This is a genomic window from Desulfovibrio sp. (assembly GCF_019422935.1).
In the GTDB taxonomy this organism is placed as follows: Bacteria; Desulfobacterota; Desulfovibrionia; order Desulfovibrionales; family Desulfovibrionaceae; genus Desulfovibrio.
On the sequence record NZ_JAHZCJ010000008.1, the window covers coordinates 1 to 18,238 of the forward strand.

The 18,238-nt window shown below is 57.5% G+C and carries 16 protein-coding genes, 1 pseudogene and 1 riboswitch; of the genes and pseudogenes, 10 read left to right on the top strand and 7 right to left on the bottom strand.

The features are described from left to right. Positions 1-281: 281 nt before the first annotated feature. Positions 282-857: a rubrerythrin gene (rbr, locus tag QZ383_RS10660; RefSeq protein ID WP_192113312.1), complete on the bottom strand. Its 576-nt coding sequence runs from the start codon at positions 855-857 to the stop codon at positions 282-284. A 116-nt stretch (positions 858-973) separates the two neighbouring features. Then, entirely contained in the window at positions 974-1,480 is a 507-nt protein-coding gene (locus QZ383_RS10665; protein ID WP_291445333.1) for a FlxA-like family protein, read from the bottom strand. 201 nt (positions 1,481-1,681) lie between these two features. Here QZ383_RS10665 and QZ383_RS10670 point away from each other — a divergent pair, with 201 nt between their 5' ends. From QZ383_RS10670 to QZ383_RS10690, 5 genes and pseudogenes are all read left to right on the top strand, one after another. Continuing rightward, on the top strand, positions 1,682-2,731 hold the full coding sequence (locus tag QZ383_RS10670; RefSeq protein WP_291445335.1) for a YgjP-like metallopeptidase domain-containing protein: 1,050 nt from the start codon (positions 1,682-1,684) through the stop codon (positions 2,729-2,731). Positions 2,732-3,089: 358 nt separating this feature from the next. Continuing rightward, positions 3,090-3,584, top strand: coding sequence for an Orn/Lys/Arg decarboxylase N-terminal domain-containing protein (locus tag QZ383_RS10675; RefSeq protein ID WP_291445337.1), 495 nt, complete (start codon positions 3,090-3,092; stop codon positions 3,582-3,584). A 12-nt stretch (positions 3,585-3,596) separates the two neighbouring features. Further along, positions 3,597-4,868, top strand: a pseudogene (locus QZ383_RS10680) (hypothetical protein); the annotation flags it as partial. Beyond that, complete coding sequence (locus QZ383_RS10685; protein WP_291445555.1) at positions 4,845-5,390, top strand: hypothetical protein; 546 nt, start codon at positions 4,845-4,847, stop codon at positions 5,388-5,390. The pseudogene QZ383_RS10680 and the gene QZ383_RS10685, both read left to right, overlap by 24 nt. 70 nt (positions 5,391-5,460) lie before the next feature. Further along, positions 5,461-6,783 carry an amino acid permease gene (locus tag QZ383_RS10690; RefSeq protein WP_291445339.1) on the top strand — a complete coding sequence of 441 codons (1,323 nt, stop codon included), beginning with the start codon at positions 5,461-5,463 and terminating at the stop codon, positions 6,781-6,783. Between the two features lie 106 nt (positions 6,784-6,889). Here QZ383_RS10690 and QZ383_RS10695 read toward each other — a convergent pair whose 3' ends face one another. Both QZ383_RS10695 and QZ383_RS10700 read right to left on the bottom strand, forming a co-directional pair. After that, a complete protein-coding gene (locus QZ383_RS10695) occupies positions 6,890-7,549 on the bottom strand; it encodes a TrkA family potassium uptake protein (protein WP_291445341.1) in 660 nt (219 codons plus the stop codon). 42 nt (positions 7,550-7,591) lie between these two features. Further along, entirely contained in the window at positions 7,592-8,956 is a 1,365-nt protein-coding gene (locus tag QZ383_RS10700; protein WP_291445342.1) for a potassium transporter TrkG, read from the bottom strand. Positions 8,957-9,040: 84 nt separating this feature from the next. After that, positions 9,041-9,156: riboswitch (TPP riboswitch) on the top strand. Between the two features lie 57 nt (positions 9,157-9,213). Here QZ383_RS10700 and thiC point away from each other — a divergent pair. Then, positions 9,214-10,494: a phosphomethylpyrimidine synthase ThiC gene (gene thiC / locus QZ383_RS10705; protein WP_192113305.1), complete on the top strand. Its 1,281-nt coding sequence runs from the start codon at positions 9,214-9,216 to the stop codon at positions 10,492-10,494. Positions 10,495-10,564: 70 nt separating this feature from the next. On the opposite strand, the gene QZ383_RS10710 is transcribed toward thiC, so the two are convergent. Continuing rightward, on the bottom strand, positions 10,565-10,903 hold the full coding sequence (locus QZ383_RS10710) for a hypothetical protein (RefSeq protein ID WP_291445343.1): 339 nt from the start codon (positions 10,901-10,903) through the stop codon (positions 10,565-10,567). 18 nt (positions 10,904-10,921) lie between these two features. Between QZ383_RS10710 and QZ383_RS10715 the strand changes: the two genes are divergently transcribed. Then, positions 10,922-12,133 carry an iron-containing alcohol dehydrogenase gene (locus QZ383_RS10715; RefSeq protein ID WP_291445345.1) on the top strand — a complete coding sequence of 404 codons (1,212 nt, stop codon included), beginning with the start codon at positions 10,922-10,924 and terminating at the stop codon, positions 12,131-12,133. Positions 12,134-13,145: 1,012 nt separating this feature from the next. Here the strand turns inward: QZ383_RS10715 and ahpC are convergent. Beyond that, entirely contained in the window at positions 13,146-13,712 is a 567-nt protein-coding gene (ahpC, locus tag QZ383_RS10720; RefSeq protein WP_291445348.1) for an alkyl hydroperoxide reductase subunit C, read from the bottom strand. Here ahpC and QZ383_RS10725 point away from each other — a divergent pair. From QZ383_RS10725 to QZ383_RS10735, 3 genes are all read left to right on the top strand, one after another. After that, positions 13,711-13,941, top strand: a complete 231-nt coding sequence (locus tag QZ383_RS10725; protein ID WP_291445349.1) for a hypothetical protein — start codon at positions 13,711-13,713, stop codon at positions 13,939-13,941. The two genes, ahpC and QZ383_RS10725, sit on opposite strands and share 2 nt — an antisense overlap. A gap of 94 nt (positions 13,942-14,035) precedes the next feature. Further along, on the top strand, positions 14,036-14,497 hold the full coding sequence (locus QZ383_RS10730; protein ID WP_192113301.1) for a transcriptional repressor: 462 nt from the start codon (positions 14,036-14,038) through the stop codon (positions 14,495-14,497). Between the two features lie 210 nt (positions 14,498-14,707). Beyond that, positions 14,708-14,920, top strand: coding sequence for a hypothetical protein (locus QZ383_RS10735; protein ID WP_291445351.1), 213 nt, complete (start codon positions 14,708-14,710; stop codon positions 14,918-14,920). A 218-nt stretch (positions 14,921-15,138) separates the two neighbouring features. Here the strand turns inward: QZ383_RS10735 and uvrA are convergent, their stop codons facing one another. After that, the gene (gene uvrA, locus QZ383_RS10740) at positions 15,139-18,093 is read right to left on the bottom strand and encodes an excinuclease ABC subunit UvrA (protein ID WP_291445353.1); all 2,955 of its coding nucleotides are present in this window, start codon (positions 18,091-18,093) and stop codon (positions 15,139-15,141) included. Positions 18,094-18,238 lie beyond the last annotated feature (145 nt).

Consider the following 18,238-nt stretch of genomic DNA (forward strand, 5'->3'; position numbering starts at 1 on the left):
AGTTGCCAGACCGCAAGTTGTTGTAACAAATCAAAAGGAGTTTTGCTGACATGCTACGGAACCCCCCGCCTAGCGGGGGGGTTTCTACATACAAAAAAAAACGCCAGACCCCAAAGGCCTGGCGTTTGTGGTCGACGCAGCTCGACTGAGATCAATAGATAATAATTAAGGTCGTTACGGGCAAAATACCATTCTATCCGGCGCGTTTCTCTGGCGCACATTCCGTGCCGTCACCCGTGCTCATAAAAGGGCACGACAACTTCTCCCGGAACCCATGCCGCCTAGAACGTGTAGTTGAGCTCGGCAAAGTAGGCCTTGGGATGCGCACAGGCGGGGCACATCTCGGGAGCGTGGTCACCCTCCACAAGACAGCCGCAATTCAGACAACGCCATACCGTGGGCTTGGTGCGCATGAACATGCGCCCTTCCTTGATATCCTTGGCAAGCGTAAGAAAACGCTTTTCATGGTAGGCCTCGGCAACGGCAATCTGGCGCATGACGGCAGCAACCTCAGAAAAACCTTCTTTGTCTGCCGTAGCCGCAAATTCAGGATACATGACGGTGTGCTCGTGGTTTTCACCACTGGCGGCTGCGATAAGGTTGGCTTCGCTATCAGCGATGACCCCGGCAGGGTACGCCGCCGTGATTTCTACATCTCCGCCTTCAAGAAACTTGAACAGGCGCTTGGCGTGTTCTTTTTCCTGCAAGGCAGTTTCTACAAAAATTTCCTGCACCAGCACAAAACCGTCATTCTTGGCCCGCCCGGCAAAGTAGTCATAGCGGTTACGCGCCTGAGATTCACCAGCAAAGGCTGTAAGAATATTTTTTTCCGTCTGGCTGCCTTTCAGCGATTTCATAGCGTCTTCTCCTTGGAATGATTGGTGGCTGCGCGCCTATTGGCGCAACGGCAAAAAAGGGCATGAGCAAAAGTGCCCCTCTTGTTGAACCAGTCTAATCAGGAATCATTCCTATGTCAAGCAGAAGTCGACTCTGCTTCGGCAAGCTGTGCTTCGAGAGCTGCAATCTGCGCCTCGAGCGACTGGATTTTACTTTCCACCGCCGTGCTGCTGCCGCTGCCAGCATGGCTGGCCAGGCTGGAAAGCTGGCTCTTCAGGGACTCAATCTGTTTTTTGATCTTCTCGGTAGGATCAGAAGAACTGCCGTTACCGCCACCGCCGCCAGCGCCACCGGCCTTGGTCGAACCTCCTCCACCGGCTTCGCCGGTTTCACCATCGGCAGTTTCGGCAGAGGTTTCGTCCTTGCTTTCCGCTGATTGCGAAGGCGTGGCCGTGGACGAACCCTTGTCGTACATGTGGATTTTTTCAGAAAAAAGCTTCTTGGCTTCATCAGAAATATCAACGGTGTCGCCTGAATCGGACGAATCACTGCGCGTGCGGATGGTATTCGACCCCAGACCAACCTTGTAAACAGCCTCTGCGCTGCTGGAACCCAACAGATTGCCAATCCCTGTTGTACTCATATGACGCCCCCCGCAGTAATCTTAGCTGCGAAATGCCGCATCATTTTTAATAGTGGCTCCCCCACAGAAACCCTGGGTGCGGCTGCCCAACGGGTTTGCACCCGGCAAAACCTGCCGGATGCACCTTTCCGCAGGTAGTAGAGCAACAACCATGCCGCAGGCAGTCTTTACAGCCTTTACCTCCTATGGCAGCTTTGGCGTATGCCTGCCCGCAAAGTCCCTGCCGCCCCTCTGCACGATCTGCCTGCCACGGTAGAATTTCCCCTGACCGACGGCACGCGCCTAACGGCGTCGGTGCGCCTCTCAACCCGTGCCCGCAGGGCAAAACTGTCGCTTACGCCTCGAGGCGGCCTTGTGCTGACTATCCCGCTGAGCATGGGACCAGCACAGCTTCAATCAAGCTTGCCGCTCTTCTTGCCCTGGCTGGAGCGCGCCCGCGCAACCCTGTTGCGCAGGGTTCCCGCCCCCCAGTTGCCGCCCAGTATCACCCTGCCGCTCACGGGCGAATTTTTTGCCGTTGTACCCGGTGGCGATATGGCGGCAGGCCGCAAAGCCGCCACGGCGCAAACCGGCAAAACCGCCACAGTGCAGGTTGCCAACGGCGCACGGCGTTTGCTGTTGGTGGAAAGCGCGGATCAGGTGCGCCTGTACGGCGCCGTAGATGACATATCCTTATGCGCGCAGGCCCTGCGCCAGTGGTGCCGCAAAAAAGCAGCCCGCCTGCTGCCGCCGTATCTGGAACAGCTTGCGACAACGGAAGGATTTGCCCTTGCGGGTGTGAGCGTGCGGGACCAGAGCGGACGCTGGGGCAGTTGCTCCCGTCTGCGCAGGGGGCACACCCCTCAGCCCGGAGCGCAGCGGTCAAAACTGCCGCAAGGGGCTTTTGGCCGCACCAGATCGCTGGAACAGCTCACCACGCGCATCCGCAACTTTTTTTCCACTCCGCCCATGCCCGTTACATATGACGCGGCCCCCTCCTTTGCCCAAGGCGGCTCACCCCTCGCGCCTGCATGCCCCGAGGGGCGCATCAGCCTCAACTGGCGCGCTCTGCTTCTGCCTGCCCCGCTGCTGGAGCACTTGTGCTGGCATGAGCTGTGCCACTTGCGCCATATGGATCATTCCCCGGCCTACCGGGAGGAGCTTGCCCGCTTTTCGCCCCAATGGCCCGCGCATGAAAAGGCGCTCAATGCCGCATGGCGGGGCTTGCCCTGGTGGGCACTGCCCGGCGAAGACGCCTCCCCCATCCGCTGATTTTCCCCAAGCCTCGCCCCGCGCACAAGCCATGTGCAATCCTGCCGACAGACTGACCATCTTACCCGCCCATTTCGCCAGATATTGCGCCAGCCGCCACTGCGCAATCGTTGCATTACATAAAGAATATTCAAAGATTGCTGCAAGATTACGCCAGAGCATTGCACAAATCCTCGCCTAAAATGTACAATTTTCAGTGAACCCCGGCTAAACACAAATGGACAAAGTTTATACTTTGAGCGATAAAAGACAAACAGATAGATAGGCATTCAATCTGCACAGCACAGCTTCATCATGCGCAGGCATTCCCTGCTGCGCACACCCTCTACTTGCCGCTGTAATGGTAAGGAGCGCGCCAATGCCCATAGACAAGCATGAATGGCCTGTATTGATTGTTTCTGGTGAATTTGATGCGGCAACAGATGAAGGTTGCAGACTGCGCGAGCTGAAGAAACAGCTTGTGGAAAACAAAGGCTGCTCTGTTCTCATATCCCTGCGATATGAAGACGCAATAAATATTTTTGCATCCCGCGCAGACCTTGGAACTGTCATAATAGACTGGGACATACAGTGCGAAGACCCCGGCGAGCAGGCAACGGCAGCAGAGTTGCTTGAGGGCATCCGTCAGCGCAACAAAACCATCCCGGTCGTGCTGCTCACTGACCATTCCGAGCTGGAAAATCTGCCCACGGATGTTCTTTCCAAAGTGGACGACTGCATCTGGAAGATAACAGATACCGTGGATTTTCTGGCCGGACGCATTGAAGTGCTGGTCAGCGATTACCTGCAAACGGTGTATCCGGCCTTTTTCGGCGGCATGGCCCGCTACGCCAATGAATACAAATACGCTTAGCACACGCCCGGCCACATGGGCGGCGAGGGTTTTCTCAAAAGCCCCGCAGGCGTGGCCATGCACAAGTTTTTTGGCGAAAACGTCTTTCGCGCCGACCTTTCCATTTCCGTGCCCGAGCTTGGCTCCCTGCTTGACCACAACGGCCCGGTTGGCGATGCGGAAGAAAATTCCGCCAGAGTCTTTGGGGCGGACATAACTTTTTATGTGCTCAACGGCACCTCCAACGTCAACCAGATCATCTGGCGCAGTCAGGTACTGCGCGACGACATAGCCTTTGTTGACCGCAACTGTCACAAATCCCTCAACTACGCCATGGTCATTACCGAGGCCTACCCCGTGTATATGACGCCACGGCGCAACCGGCGCGGCATCATCGGGCCGTGCAGGCTTTCGGAATTTTCAGAAAAAAGCATCCACAAAAAAATCGCCGCCAACAAACTGATTCCTGACGAGCTGAAAAGCAGCCGGGTCAAGATGTCCGCCCTCACCAATTCCACCTATGACGGGCTGTGCTACAACGTAACCAACATCAAGAAGCAGCTTCGCAAGAGCGTGGATAACCTGCACTTTGACGAGGCATGGTACGCCTACGCCCGTTTCAGCCCCATGTATGAGAACCACTATGGCATGACGGATGCCGACAATGTGGCCGATCATCCGCCCATTTTCTGTTCACAGTCCACCCACAAGCTGCTCACGGCCTTTTCACAGGCCTCCATGCTGCACGTAAAGCACGGCACGCATGTACGGATCAACCGCGATGAACTCAATGAATCCTATATGATGCACGGCTCCACATCGCCGCAATACAACATGATCGCTTCACTTGATGTGGCCACCAAGATGATGGACGACGACGGCGAGGTGCTGCTGCACGACACCATTGCCGAGGCCGTTCGCATCCGCCGCAAGATCACCCTCATGGAGCGGGAAATGACCGCCAGGGGCGACTGGTTCTTCAGCATGTGGCAGCCCAGAAGGGTTCCTTACCAGAAGGGCATGCATGACTTCCTGGAAGTGCCCGCCGAATATCTGGCAGAAAGCCAGCTCCCCTGGGTACTGGACAGCGCCAACAACTGGCACGGCTTTGACGATATTGAGCCGGATTACGTCATGCTTGACCCCATCAAGCTGACCTTCATCACGCCCGGCCTTGCGGAAGACGGCACAATGGCGGATACGGGCATTCCTGCTGCCATTGTCACCAACTACCTGATCCGGCACCGCGTGGTGTGCGAAAAAACCGACTATTATTCCTTTTTGCTGCTCAACTCCATCGGCACCACCAAGGCCAAGGAAGGGGCGCTCATCTCGGGCCTGCTCAAATTCAAACAGCTCTATGACGCCAATGCCCCGCTGAGCGTTGCCCTGCCTGATCTCTACGCCGCTTTTCCTGAAACATACAAGGGCGTTGGCCTCAGAGATCACAGCAACGCCATCCACAGGCACTTCCGCGAGCACAAGCTGCTGGACAAGATGCAGGCAGCCTTTCAGGGCATCCCCGATCAGGTCATGCGGCCTGCGGAGGCCTACCATGAAGTGGTGCGCCACAATGTGGAATATGTGGAACTGGCCGACCTGCGCGGGCGCGTTCCGGCTGTCATGATTGTGCCCTATCCGCCAGGCATTCCCGTCATGATGGGCGGCGAAATCATGAACGAGATTGCGGAACCCATATTTGCCTATCTTGAGGCGCGCCAGAACTTTGAAAATGCCTTTCCCGGTTATGAAAGCGACATCCACGGCGTAGAACGCATAGAACGCGACGGCAAAAAATACTTCAGTGTATTGTGCGTAAAAAAGTAACTACGCCCGCTGATTTTTGCCCCGAAACGCCGGGGAGCGTTTTTTAACCGCAGCAAAAAGGACAACAGCCATGACCACGCCCGGCACAAAGAAACTTGGCCTTTTCGCCTGCACCACTGTGGTGGCGGGCAATATGATGGGGTCTGGCATTGCTCTTTTGCCCGCCAACCTTGCGGGCATCGGCAGTATATCGGTCATTGGCTGGCTGGTGGCCATTCTGGGAGCCATGGGCCTGGCCTATGTGTTTGCCCGTCTGGGCATGGAAGACCCGCAGGAGGGCGGCCCCCTTGCCTATGCCAACGAGATCGGGCCGGAGCTGGGCTATCAGACGGGCCTGCTCTATTACCACGCCAACTGGATAGGCAATCTGGCCGTAGCCATAACTGGCGTGGATTATCTTTCGGTATTCTTTCCCGCGCTGGAGCATCCCCTGTGGGCAGGCTTCGCATCGCTGGCCCTCATCTGGATATTCACAGGCGTGAACATTCTGGGCGCGGCCTGGATAGGCAGGCTTGTTTCCATTGGAGTCGTCCTGCTGCTGATCCCCGTATTTATTACGGGCACTGTGGGCTGGCTGTATTTTGACCCTGCGGTGTTTTCCGCCAACTGGCTCGCCGGGGGCAAACCTGCGGGCAGCTCCGTCATGAGCGCCGTTGTGCTCTGCATCTGGAGCTTTATAGGAATTGAAAGCGCCTCGGTGAATACTGCGGTAGTAGAAAACCCCAAGCGCAACATTCCGCTTTCCACCCTCATTGGCACTGCTCTGGCCGGGCTTGTGTACATACTTTCCTGCACGGCCATATCGGGCATGTTTCCCGCAAAGCAGATGGCGGAATCCGGCGCGCCCTTTTCGCTGGCAATGGGGCATATCTGCGCAGGGCTGCCCCTGGCCCACCTGGTGCCGGACATGGTTTCGGCAGTGACCGCATTTGCCTGCCTGGCCTCACTGGGATCATGGATAATGCTTGTTTCCAACGCTGGCTGCCGCGCCGCGCAGGACGGCACCCTGCCGCCCATCTTTGGCAGAAAAAACGCCAAGGGTCAGCCCGTGGCAGGGCTGATTCTTTCAGCCTGCATGATGAGCGCCATGCTGCTTTTGATGATGATTGTCAGCCGCTCCGGCGACACTCAGGATTTGTTCAACAGCATTACCAGCGTGGCAGTGCTGCTGACGCTCCCGGCCTATTATTACTCTGCTCTGGCGCTGCTCAAGAGGTATGGCCTGCGCAACCGGGCCGCATGGCTCAAGGTTGCGGCATCGCTCGGCGCTTGCATGTTCTGCCTCATCGCCTTTTCCGGTGCAGAAAAAAGCGCCCTGTCCGGAGCTGTCATCGTCATGCTGGGCGCGTTCATTTTCTATGTGGGCAAACCGCGCCCCGCCCGTCAGGGATAACAAGCAAACAAAAACGGCCTTCTCCAGTTCAGGGGAAGGCCGTACTGTTTGTGCATCCGGCAATCTGGTCAGCTCAGGGATAAATCCTGGGCCCGGTTTGACGGGCTCAGGGTTTCAGTTGGCGCATGGAATCGGCCTTTCCCGCCACAACCAGCGAATCACCCTTGTGCAAAACCGTTGTTGCGGGCGGCACAAAAACAAAGGCGTTTTTTCCCGCCGGACGAATACCCATGACCATAACATTGAACTGCTGTATAAGGTTCAATTCTATCAGTGTTTTACCGTCCCACGCATCCACGCGCAGTTCCTGAATGGCAATGCCGCCGTACTTGGGGATAAGGTCGAGCATGCCGGGGTGGGTCAACTGGTGGGCCGCCATGACGGCAGCCTCGGTTTCCGGCACCATGGCACGGGTAACGTGCAGGCGTTGCAGAATTTTTTTGTGTTCTTCGTTGGAAGCTTTGACCCATATCTTGGGGCCGTTCAGCTCCTGCACGTTGAGGGTGATGCTCAGCGACTGTTCCACGCTTTCCCCAACGCTGATCACAACCCAATCCAGATCCTGCACGTGCAGCGACCGCAGTACGGCAATATTGGTGGCATCGGCCTTGTATACGGTATCCAGCGCTTCTTCCGCCCTTTGCACCCTGGCCTCGGACATATCAATGCCAAGCACGGTATGCCCCAGCGATACCAGAGTGGAGGCCATGCGCAGGCCAAATTTGCCAAGGCCGATAACGCCGATTTCCAGTTTCTTTTCCGCCATAAATACCTCTCTGACCGTCAGACCACGACCGGGCAAGCCCGCCTACCCAATGGGAAGTTGGGCCTCTGCCACGCTGTAGGCCTTTTTTGACCGCAAGCTCTGCACCGCCATGAGCAGGCTCAAAATGCCCACCCGGCCCGCAAACATGCTGAAAATTATGATTCCCTTGCCCGCAGAACTCAAATCCTGCGTCAGATTGACCGAAAGCCCCACGGTGCCGAGAGCCGAAACTTCTTCAAACAGCAGGCGTAAAAAGGGCGCGGCCTGCGAGCCTGCTCCGGCAATAACGTCGCCTTCCGTGATGGCAAGCAGAAAGACAGAAATCCCCACCAACATGGAGTAGGCAAAAAACAGGGTCAGCGCCCGACTGACGTTCTCTGCCGACACGCCGCGCCCTTCAAGTACAATCTGGCTGTCACCCCGGAACTGTGCGGCAATGTAGCCCGCAAGTACGCGAAAGGTCACAACCTTGATGCCGCCAGCGCACGAACCGGGGCCGCCGCCGATAAACATCAGGGCTATCAACACAAGCAGGGTGGCATCACCCAGTACGGCGAGGTCAATGGAACTGAAGCCTGCAGTACGCGCCACCACCGAATGAAAAAACATCGTGATGGCAAGATCGGCGCATCCATCCACAGTTCTCGGTACGCTCCCCCGCCAGAACTCGATGGCGAACATGACCACCCAGCCGAGAACAATAATCAAGAGGCTTGTTTTGACCACCAGACGGCTGAAACGACTGAGGCGTTGCACAGGCGCGCCCATGCGCCCCCCCGTGCAGATTCCCAGAAATTCCCGCAGCACGCCAAAGCCTATGCCGCCCAGCACCACACTGGCCGCAATAACGGCATTGACGACCACGTCGTCCCGAAAAAGAGCCAGATTGGTTGTGCTCAAGGCAAAGCCAGCATTGCAGAAGGCTGAAACAGCGTGGAATACGGCGCTGAATGGGTAGAAAAATACAGGGTCGTGCAGCCAGAGCAGAAATGCGGCCACAGCCTCAATGCCTAAAACCAGCCCAAGCACCTGCCGCAAAAAAGAGGCAAGGCTAAAATCACCCCACAACAAGGCCTGACTCACGGCCTCGCGGCTGTTGAAGGGCACGTTATTGCGCCACAGCAGAAAAATGATGCTTGTGTAGGTCATTACCCCCAGCCCGCCTGTCTGGATGAGGCACAGCAGCACCCCCTTGCCGAAAGGGCTGAGCACCTCGCTTATGTCCAGCGGCGAAAGACCGGTAACGCAGACAGCCGAGGTTGCGAGAAAGCAGGCGTCTATGGGGCTGATGCTCTGGCCCGTAGCCCAACTCGCAGGCAGGCCGAGCAGCACAGACCCTGCAATGATAACCGCGAGGAATGACAACACCGGCCAGGTGAAGGGACTCAAAAAACGTTTTCTTGCCATAGCCCGTCTATGCCAGCCGGAACAGGTAAATGCAAGGCACGGCAAGGCGGGCTTTACAGCAGATGGCATACGGAGTATTCATTTAACCAGTGCTAGGGGAGCCGCGGATCGCAAGGTTTGGCGGCTGAGAGTGGGATAAACCCAGACCCTATGAACCTGACGCAGTTCGCACTGCCGTAGGGAAGCCGCGGCCACGACGCTGTTCCGCTGCTTGTGGCTTTTTTTGCGCCCTGCGTCGCAACCCGCGAGGCACAACCATGTCTGCATCTTTTCGTTCGCAGAATTCCGCTCTGAGCGGCCTGCTGGACAAACACCTCACCAATTTGGCCGAGGAAGAACAACTCGCCCCGGAATCCATTGTTGAAGCCATTGAGGCGGGCACAATGGTGCTGCTGGGCAACCCCGCGCATCCCAACCTCAAGCCCATTCTTGTGGGCCAGCCCTCGCGCATCAAGGTGAACGCCAACATCGGCACTTCGCCCCTGTGCAACTGCCCCGCTACGGAAGAACGCAAAATCAAGGCTGCCCTTGATGCCGGAGCCGACACCGTGATGGATCTTTCCATCGCGGGCGACCTTGACGCCCTGCGCCTTGGCATGCTCAAGGCCTGCCCCCTGCCGCTCGGCACCGTGCCGCTCTATGCCGTGGGCCAGCAGATTCTGGACGCGGAGCTGGATATCGCCACCATGCAGCCCGATGCGCTGTTTGCCGAAATCGCCAAGCAGGCCGAGCAGGGTGTGGACTTCATCACCGTGCACTGCGGCCTTTCCAAGCGCGGCGCGGAAATGGCCGTCAAGAACAACCGCGTGCTGGGCATTGTTTCGCGTGGCGGCTCCATGCTCGCCCGCTGGATGCTTGAGAACAATCGCGAAAATCCGCTGCTGGAATACTACGACCGTCTGCTGGACATCTGCCGCCCCTACAACGTCACCCTTTCGCTGGGCGACGGCCTGCGCCCCGGCGCGGGCGTGGACGCGGGCGATGCCGCCCAGTGGGAAGAAGTCATCAACCTGGGCCAGCTTGCCAAATACGCCCTTGAACGCGGCGTGCAATGCATGATTGAAGGGCCCGGCCATGTGCCGCTCAATCAGGTGCGCACCCAGATTCAGGGCATCAAGCGCCTGACCAACAATGCTCCCCTGTACGTGCTCGGCCCCCTGTGCTGCGACAGCGCCCCTGGCTATGACCACATTGCCGGAGCCATCGGCGGCGCCATGGGTGTTGAGGCTGGCGTGGACTTTCTGTGCTACCTCACCCCTGCCGAACACCTTACCCTGCCTGACGAGGCGGACGTGCGCGCTGGCGTCATGGCCTCGCGCGTGGCCGCCCATGTGGGCGAAGTGGCCCTTGGCCGCCCCGCCGCAGTTGCCCGCGAGGCTGCCATGAACGCCGCCCGCAAGGCTCTGGATTGGGAAGCCATGTCCAAGGCAGCCCTTGACCCGCAGATGCTCGAAAAACGCCGCGAAGACCACAAGACAGAAGAAGTCTGCGCCATGTGCGGCAAGTTCTGCTCCGTCAAGATGCTGCGCGGGCATTAAGCAATTAAGACCTGAAATGCTCGCGTAAGGCGGGCGAAATCCTGTCTGCCCGCATTTACGCCAAGGATTTTTAATAAATCCTTACCGAGCAGTTTCCCTGATTTACTGAAGGAGGCCCCCGCAAGGGAGCCTCCTTTTTTGCCTCAGTGTGCAGCATGTGGCTACTTGCCATAAATCCTGATGGCGGCTCCGCACACTCTGGAACGCCTCTCCCCGCGAAGTCCTCGACGCGCTGTGCAGCGTACATTCCGCATACCGCCTCCGGCTTCTCCCGCTTATCAAATTTGCGTGAAAAAATGTTTGTGCGCTCAAAGAGCTTTACTATCTGCCTGAAAGTTTTTATAAACATTTCATGTGAAAAAAATAACAAAATTTCAATCAACCCGCCCTCGCGGCGGATACGTGCCATAGCACTCTGGAGGATCATATGTGGGATCAAGCTGCCGATTACAAAAATGTGCGGGAAATTCGCGTTAAGACAACAACCTATCTGGGCGCTGGAGCCATTGATAAAATAGACGATATCCTCGCCCAGCTTAAGAGCGAGGGCATCACGTCAATACTCTGCGTTTGCGGCGGGCGCTCATACAAAATAACCGGCGCTTGGGACAAGGTTGAAGCCGCTGCCCAAAAGCACGGTGTTACACTGGCGCTCTACAACCGCGTTACCCCCAACCCCACCACCGACAGCGTGGACGAGGCCGCAGCCCTGGGCCGTGCCGCCAATGCAGGCGCAGTGCTGGCCATAGGCGGCGGCAGCCCCATCGACTGCGGCAAGAGCGCCGCCATCCTGCTGGCGAATCCCGGCAAGACTGGTGATGATCTGTACTGCTACCGCTTTACGCCGCAAGTGGCCCTGCCCATCATTGCCATCAACCTCACCCACGGCACCGGCAGCGAAGTGAACCGCTTTGCCGTGGCAACTGTGACCAAGCTGAACTACAAGCCCGCCATTGCTTACGATTGCATTTATCCCCGCTTTGCCATTGACGATCCCGCGCTCATGACCGGGCTTTCGCCCGACCAGACGCGTTATGTGTCCATTGACGCCGTCAACCATGTGGTGGAAGCCGCCACCACCACTGTCACCAACCCCTTTGCCATTTCGCTTGCGGCAGAGACCATCCGGCTTGTGCATCAGTGGCTGCCTGCCGCCCTTGCCGATCCCGGCGATCTCAAGGCCCGCTACCAGCTGTGCTACGCCGCCATGCAGGCGGGCGTGGCTTTTGATAACGGTCTGCTGCACTTCACGCATGCGCTTGAGCACCCCCTGAGCGCCGTCAGCCCCGACCTGTCGCACGGTCTTGGGCTTGCCGTTCTGCTGCCCGCAGTCATCCTGGAATGCTACCCCGCGCGGCCCGATGTGCTGGCGCACATTCTTGCGCCCCTGGCCCCCGGCCTCAAGGGCCTGCCGGAAGAAGCTCCGCAGGCCGCCAAGGCTGTGGAGCAGTGGCTTGCCAGTGTGGGCGTGCCGCAAAAGCTTGAAGACCTCGGCGTGACCGCCGCTGACGTGGACAAGTTTTGTGATCTGGTGGAACAGACCCCTTCGCTGGGCCTGCTCATTTCCGTTGCGCCTGTGGAAGGCACGCGGGAACGCGTAGCGCGCATTTACAACAATTCTCTCAAGCCCATGGCTTAAAAAGGATCGCCATTGCCAACGCACGGTGCGTTGCAATTGAAAGAGGTCAGCGCGAGAGTGCTGGCCTCTTTTTTGGGGTGCCTGCGCGGCGAGCGATTTCGCCTTACCGGCGTGGTGTTGTGAATATTTGCTGCCCTGCGGGCGCGGGGTTCCGCCCTCCGGCGGAGCTTGGGACGCCTGCGCGGCGCGCGGCAAGGTGGGGCCGGTTATGGGGCTACGCCCCCTTCTCGGCCCCCCTTGCATCCCCCCCGAAGCACCCCCTAAAAGGGCTTTCCAAATTCCTTAGCATGACGAGGGCAACGCGGCATCTGCTGCGGGGAGCTTCCTTCGCTCGCTCCGCGTGCTCAGGTGATCTCCCTCCGCGCCGCGTTAATGCCAGAGGACGCTTTCGCTTTGAATGCGAGTCCGTTTCAGCCAAATACCACTAGTTATCTCCTTGTTTAGGGAATGGCTTCGTACTTTTTCCCGTAGCTTCTGAAATTTCAGTAGCCACAAAAACAGGGCCAAGCACGACATAAAAATATGCACTATATCGATAAGTTACTTGTGGTAATGCCAATAATCATTCAGCCCTAACCAGACGAAAAATTTAAGAGTCAGAAAAATCCGGCCTCCATCAAAAGTTGGTCGTGGGGTTGCCTTCCTTATACTCGCCGGAGCGCATGCGGAGGCGATGGCTGGTGTTGGGCGAATTTGCAAAATACGCATTTTTCTGGCCTGACAAGGAAAAATCCTGTTTTTGAGCGCAGCGTACTCAAGTACGTGAGCATCAAAAACAGGATTTTAACGCCGTCAGGCCAAAAAAGTCGGGTTTGCGTAAATACGCTCGACAGGCTCCCCCCTCGCACCCAAACAGCCCTGCCTTTCCTTCCTCCACACCGCCGCGCGGCAAAGCCCACACGTCAAAAGAGGCCAACACTTGCGTGCTGGCCTCTTTTAGCGGGGTTGCCTGAGGAGGGCATTGGAGGAAGAGAAAGGGAAAGGCGCTGTGTCTGCGTGGAAAAATCTCTGCCTAGATCTTGCCTACAAGATCAAGTCCGGGCTTAAGGGTGGCACTGCCGGGCTTCCAGCGGGCGGGGCACACCTGATCGCCGTGTTCGGCCACAAACTGCGCGGCTTCCAGCTTGCGCAGCAGTTCTTCAACATTGCGGCCAATGGGCGTGTCGTGGATTTCATAGGCCTTGATGACGCCCTCGGGATTTACCAGAAAACTGCCGCGCAAAGCCTGCCCTGCGCCTTCAATCATGACACCGAACGCGTTGGAGAGCGTTCCGGCGCAGTCTGCCAGCATGGGATAGTGAATCTTGGCAATGCTGGGCGAGGCATCGGCCCAGGCTTTGTGCACAAAGGCGCTGTCGGTGGAGACAGAATAGACTTCACAATTGAGCTTTTTGAACTGCTCGTAATTGTCGGCAAGGTCTTCCAGCTCCGTGGGGCACACAAAGGTAAAGTCGGCAGGGTAGAAAAAGAAGATGGACCAGTGACCCTTGATATCTGCTTCGGTAACCGTTTTCAGCTCTCCACCGTGAAAAGCCTTCACGTTGAAAGGTTCAACCGCTTTATTGATGAGATTTCCCATGATTGTATCCTTATGGCGAAGCATCACGCTCCGGCAGAGGTTGCTGCAACTTCGTTTTGAAAACAGTATTCAATCCTATTTAATCTGTCAAGAAATTACGGCTGAAAAATCTCTTTTTTCCGCACACGCCCTTGCTCTCCACGCACCACAACCCTACCATAGCTTGCAGGGCAGTAAAACAGTGCGCAGCCGCCTTTTAGCCGCTGCATTGCTTTTTGCCTTTTTTTAGGCCAAAAGGTACCCTACATGCTGGCGACTGCAAGCCTTGGCCGCATCGACAGTTTTAACAAACGCACACTTGTTATTCGGGGGTGGGCATATATATGACAACGCAACAAAATAATGCCGGTCTTTCGGAATTTCTGGATTTTATGAACCGCAAAGGCCTGAACACCACATCCCAACGCCGCATCATAGCCGAGGCTTTCTTTGAATTGCCCGGGCACCACTCACTTGAAGAATTTTATCAGCACGTGATCAAGCGCGATTCCGGCATCGGTCAGACCACCGTGTACCGCACGCTCAAGCTGCTTTGCGATGCTGGCCTTGCCATGGAAATTCACTTCAGCGACGGCATCACCCGCTATGAAATTGCCAAGCCAGACAGCCATCACGATCACCTTGTCTGCCTTGACTGCGGCAAGATTGTGGAAATATGCGATCCGCGTATTGAAAAACTCCAGCGCGAAATGGCCGAAAAATACGGTTTCAAGCTGCGCGGCCATGTGCACAACCTGTACGGCATCTGCAAGGATTGCCGCGACAAAGCCGCCAAGGACGACTAGGGCTCACAATTTGAGCTTTAGCGATTTTTTCGGGCTGCCCTTGGGCAGCCCTTTTTTATTCCTTTGTGACCAGGCGTATGCTTTCCGCACATGGCAAATATTTTTTATGGCTCATTCAAATGAAGTTGACATTCATTTTCTTCAAGGGCAGACTATTTGCACATCCTCCCTGCGACGCAAGGAACTTTGGGGGAAACAAGAGGTAAAGACATGGATATTCAACTGGTTATCGTCATATTGTGCATAATTGCGGCTGCATATTACTTTGGCCGCAGAATTTATACGGCGGTCAGCAAGGGCAAATGCGGCTGTTGCGATGGAGGCTGCGGAGATGGCAAAAAAAGCTCATGCGGCTGCACCCCCAACGATGCAGAGGCGCAACGTCTTGAAAGCAAAAGACTGAAATTTGACCCCAAAAAATAGAGAGCAAAGCCAAGGCTTCCGACCCCGCATGCCCCCTCCTCCGGTTCGTCATGTTGGCAGAGTGCGAACCGGCTCAGCCCCGGCCCTGGCCTGTACCATGTGCCGGGGCTTTTACATGCCAAGCTTCCCCTTTGTCTGCTCCCTCGCACCCGCTGACGACACATACAAAAAACCCGGATTTCTCCGGGTTTTTTGTATGTGTCGCAAGGCAATTCTGCCTATTTGCGTCGCTTGAGCCTGTCCAGCCTCTCCTGCATGAGGAAGCGCCCGGTGACGGAATTGGGGTCAGCCACAATGGCCTCTGGCGTTCCGGCAGAGACGATCTGCCCGCCGTTTTCGCCGCCGCCGGGCCCCATATCCAGCACATGGTCGGATGCCAGAATCATGTCCGTATTGTGCTCGATAACCACCACGCTGGCGCCTCTGTCCACCAGCGCATGCAGCACCTTGATGAGCTTGCCCACCTCGTGCATGTGCAGGCCCGTGGTCGGCTCGTCAAGAATGTACATGGTTCCCGGCAGGGACCGCTTGCCAAGCTCGCGCGAAATTTTGATGCGCTGGGCTTCGCCACCAGAGAGCGTCGTGGCAGGCTGCCCCAACCGCAGATATTCCAGCCCCACCTCTTCCAGCACGGCAAGGCGGCGCTCCAGCGAAGGATAATTTTCAAAGAGCTGGCGGGCCTGATGCACGGTGAGGTCGAGCACCTCGGCGATGTTCAACCCCTTGTAGCGCACTTCAAGGGTTTCGTGGTTATAGCGCTTGCCCTTGCAAACGTCGCAGGTCACGTACACGTCGGGCAAGAAGTGCATTTCAACGCGAATCTGCCCATCGCCGCCGCAGGCTTCGCAACGGCCCCCGCGCACGTTAAAGCTGAAACGCCCCGGCTTGTAGCCGCGTTTGCGGGCGTCCTGCGTCATGGCAAAAATATTGCGAATTTCGTCAAAAATCTTGGTGTAAGTGGCGGGGTTGGAACGCGGCGTGCGCCCAATGGGCGTCTGGTCAATGGCTACAATACGTTCCACAGGCGCAGAGCCTTTTTCGTATTCCAGCCCGCCGATGGTGCCGGGCTGATCCACGCGCAGGCCAAGGTTCAGGGCCACATGCTTGTAGAGCGTATCCACCACAAGCGAACTTTTGCCGGAGCCGGAAACCCCGGTCACGCAGGTCAGCACGCCCAAGGGGATGCGGCAGTCAATATCGCGCAGGTTGTTGGTGGTGATGCCGTGCATGACCAGCGCCCCCTGCCCTTCACGCCGCTCGTCCGGCAGGGCGATCACGTCATCGCCGCGCAGATAGCGGGCAGTGAGCGTGTCCGCCTTGCCAAGCAGGTCGTCCACCCGCCCCTGAAACATGATTTCGCCGCCCTGAGAGCCAGAGCCAGGGCCAAGTTCAATGACCGTATCCGCCGCGCAGATGGTGGCCTCGTCATGCTCCACCACAAGCACGGTATTGCCACGCGCCTGGAGCGAACGCAGGGTTCCCAGCAGCCGCTCGTTGTCACGCGGATGCAGGCCGATGGAGGGTTCGTCCAGCACGTAGGTGACGCCCACAAGGCCCGAACCGAGCTGCGATGCCAGCCGGATGCGCTGGGCCTCGCCGCCCGAAAGCGTGGACATGGAACGCCCCAGCGAAAGATACTCAAGCCCCACGCTGCGCATGAACGACAGGCGGTGGGTCAGTTCCTTCATGAGCGGCTCGGCAATGACCACATGCCGCCCCGTAAACTCACGTTTTTCCAGCCATTCCAGAGCGCGCTCAACCGAAAGGTTGCAGAATTGCGCGATATTCAGATCGTCCACCCGCACGGAAAGCGCGTTGGTGTTCAGGCGTGCTCCGTGGCAGTCGGGGCAGTCCATTGTCTGCCGAAAACGAGACAGGGCTTCGCGCCAGGCATCGCCGTACTGCATGCCGCTTTCAAGCAGGGGGATAACGCCGGGCCAGCGTTTTTCGCTCACGCCCACCTGTCCCTGCGTACGCAGGGCATCAGAAAAATGCTCGCTCTGATAATCGCCGCCAGCGCCAAGGGCAACGCTGCCGCCCATCCAGTTGCGGCGCAGGCCCAATGAGGCGCGTGCGGGGCGTCCCTGTTCATCCTCGCCGTAAAAAAGGGCGGAAAGCGCGTCTTCGCTAAACTGCTCCAGCGGCGTGGAGAGCTGAAATTTGAAGCGCTTGCCCAGAGCCTTGAGGGCGTCCTCATAGCGGCTGAACATTTTATCCGTAGCCCAGGGCAGCAGTGCGCCAGTATTCAGCGAAAGCCCCATGTTTGGCGCAATGAGGCGCGGCTCAAAATAGTCCACCCCGCCGAGGCCCACGCAACGCGGGCAGGCCCCTTGCGGCCCGTTGAACGAAAACAGCTGCGGGCTGGGAGCAGGCAGAGAAATACGGCAGTGCGCGCACACCGAAGTGGTGGAATGCACGGTGTCTGCATCCTGCCCTGCGGCGGCCTTGTCCGGCTCGTGCAGCACAAGGCGGCCCTCTCCATAGCGCAGGGCCAGCTCAACAGAATCGGCCAGACGTCCCCGAATGCCCTCCTTGTTCACCAGGCGGTCAACCACAAGGTCAATGGAGTGCTTCTTGTTCTTGTCCAGCGTGGGCACATCGTCCAGCGTATAAAACTCGCCGTTGACACGCACGCGGGCAAAGCCTTCGGCCTTGAGCTTTTTAAACTTGTCCTGATGCGTGCCCTTCTGAAGTTCCACCAGCGGAGCCATGACCATAAACTTGGTGCCCTGCGGCAGGGCCATGATATCGCCAATGATTTCATCTGCGGCGCGGGCCTCGATGGGCCGCCCGCACTGGGGGCAATACATGCGCCCAAGCCGGGCAAAAAATACGCGCAGAAAGTCGTAAATTTCCGTGACCGTTCCCACGGTTGAACGCGGATTGCGCGAAACGCTCTGCTGTTCAAGCGATATGGCGGGCGAAAGCCCCTCGATCTTTTCCACATCCGGCTTGTCCATCTGGGGCAAAAACTGGCGGGCGTAGGCAGACAGCGATTCCACATAGCGGCGCTGGCCTTCGGCGTACACGATGTCGAACGCCAGCGTTGATTTGCCGGAACCTGAGGGGCCGCAAATCACCACCAGCTCGTCGCGGGGGATATCCAGGCTGATGTTCTTGAGATTGTGCTGGCGGGCCTTTTCGATGTGGATGCAGGGCTTGCTTGTGTTCATGAAAGCATATGTAAGCGGCCCAAGGGGCATTGGCAAGGGCAGAGCCAGCGTATTTTTGTGCGCCCCGCCGCTACAAAATGCGCTCTCCGCCGCGCGACCGCGCCGCCATCTGCCCGAATCGCGCAATCCTTTGCCTGCGTGCATG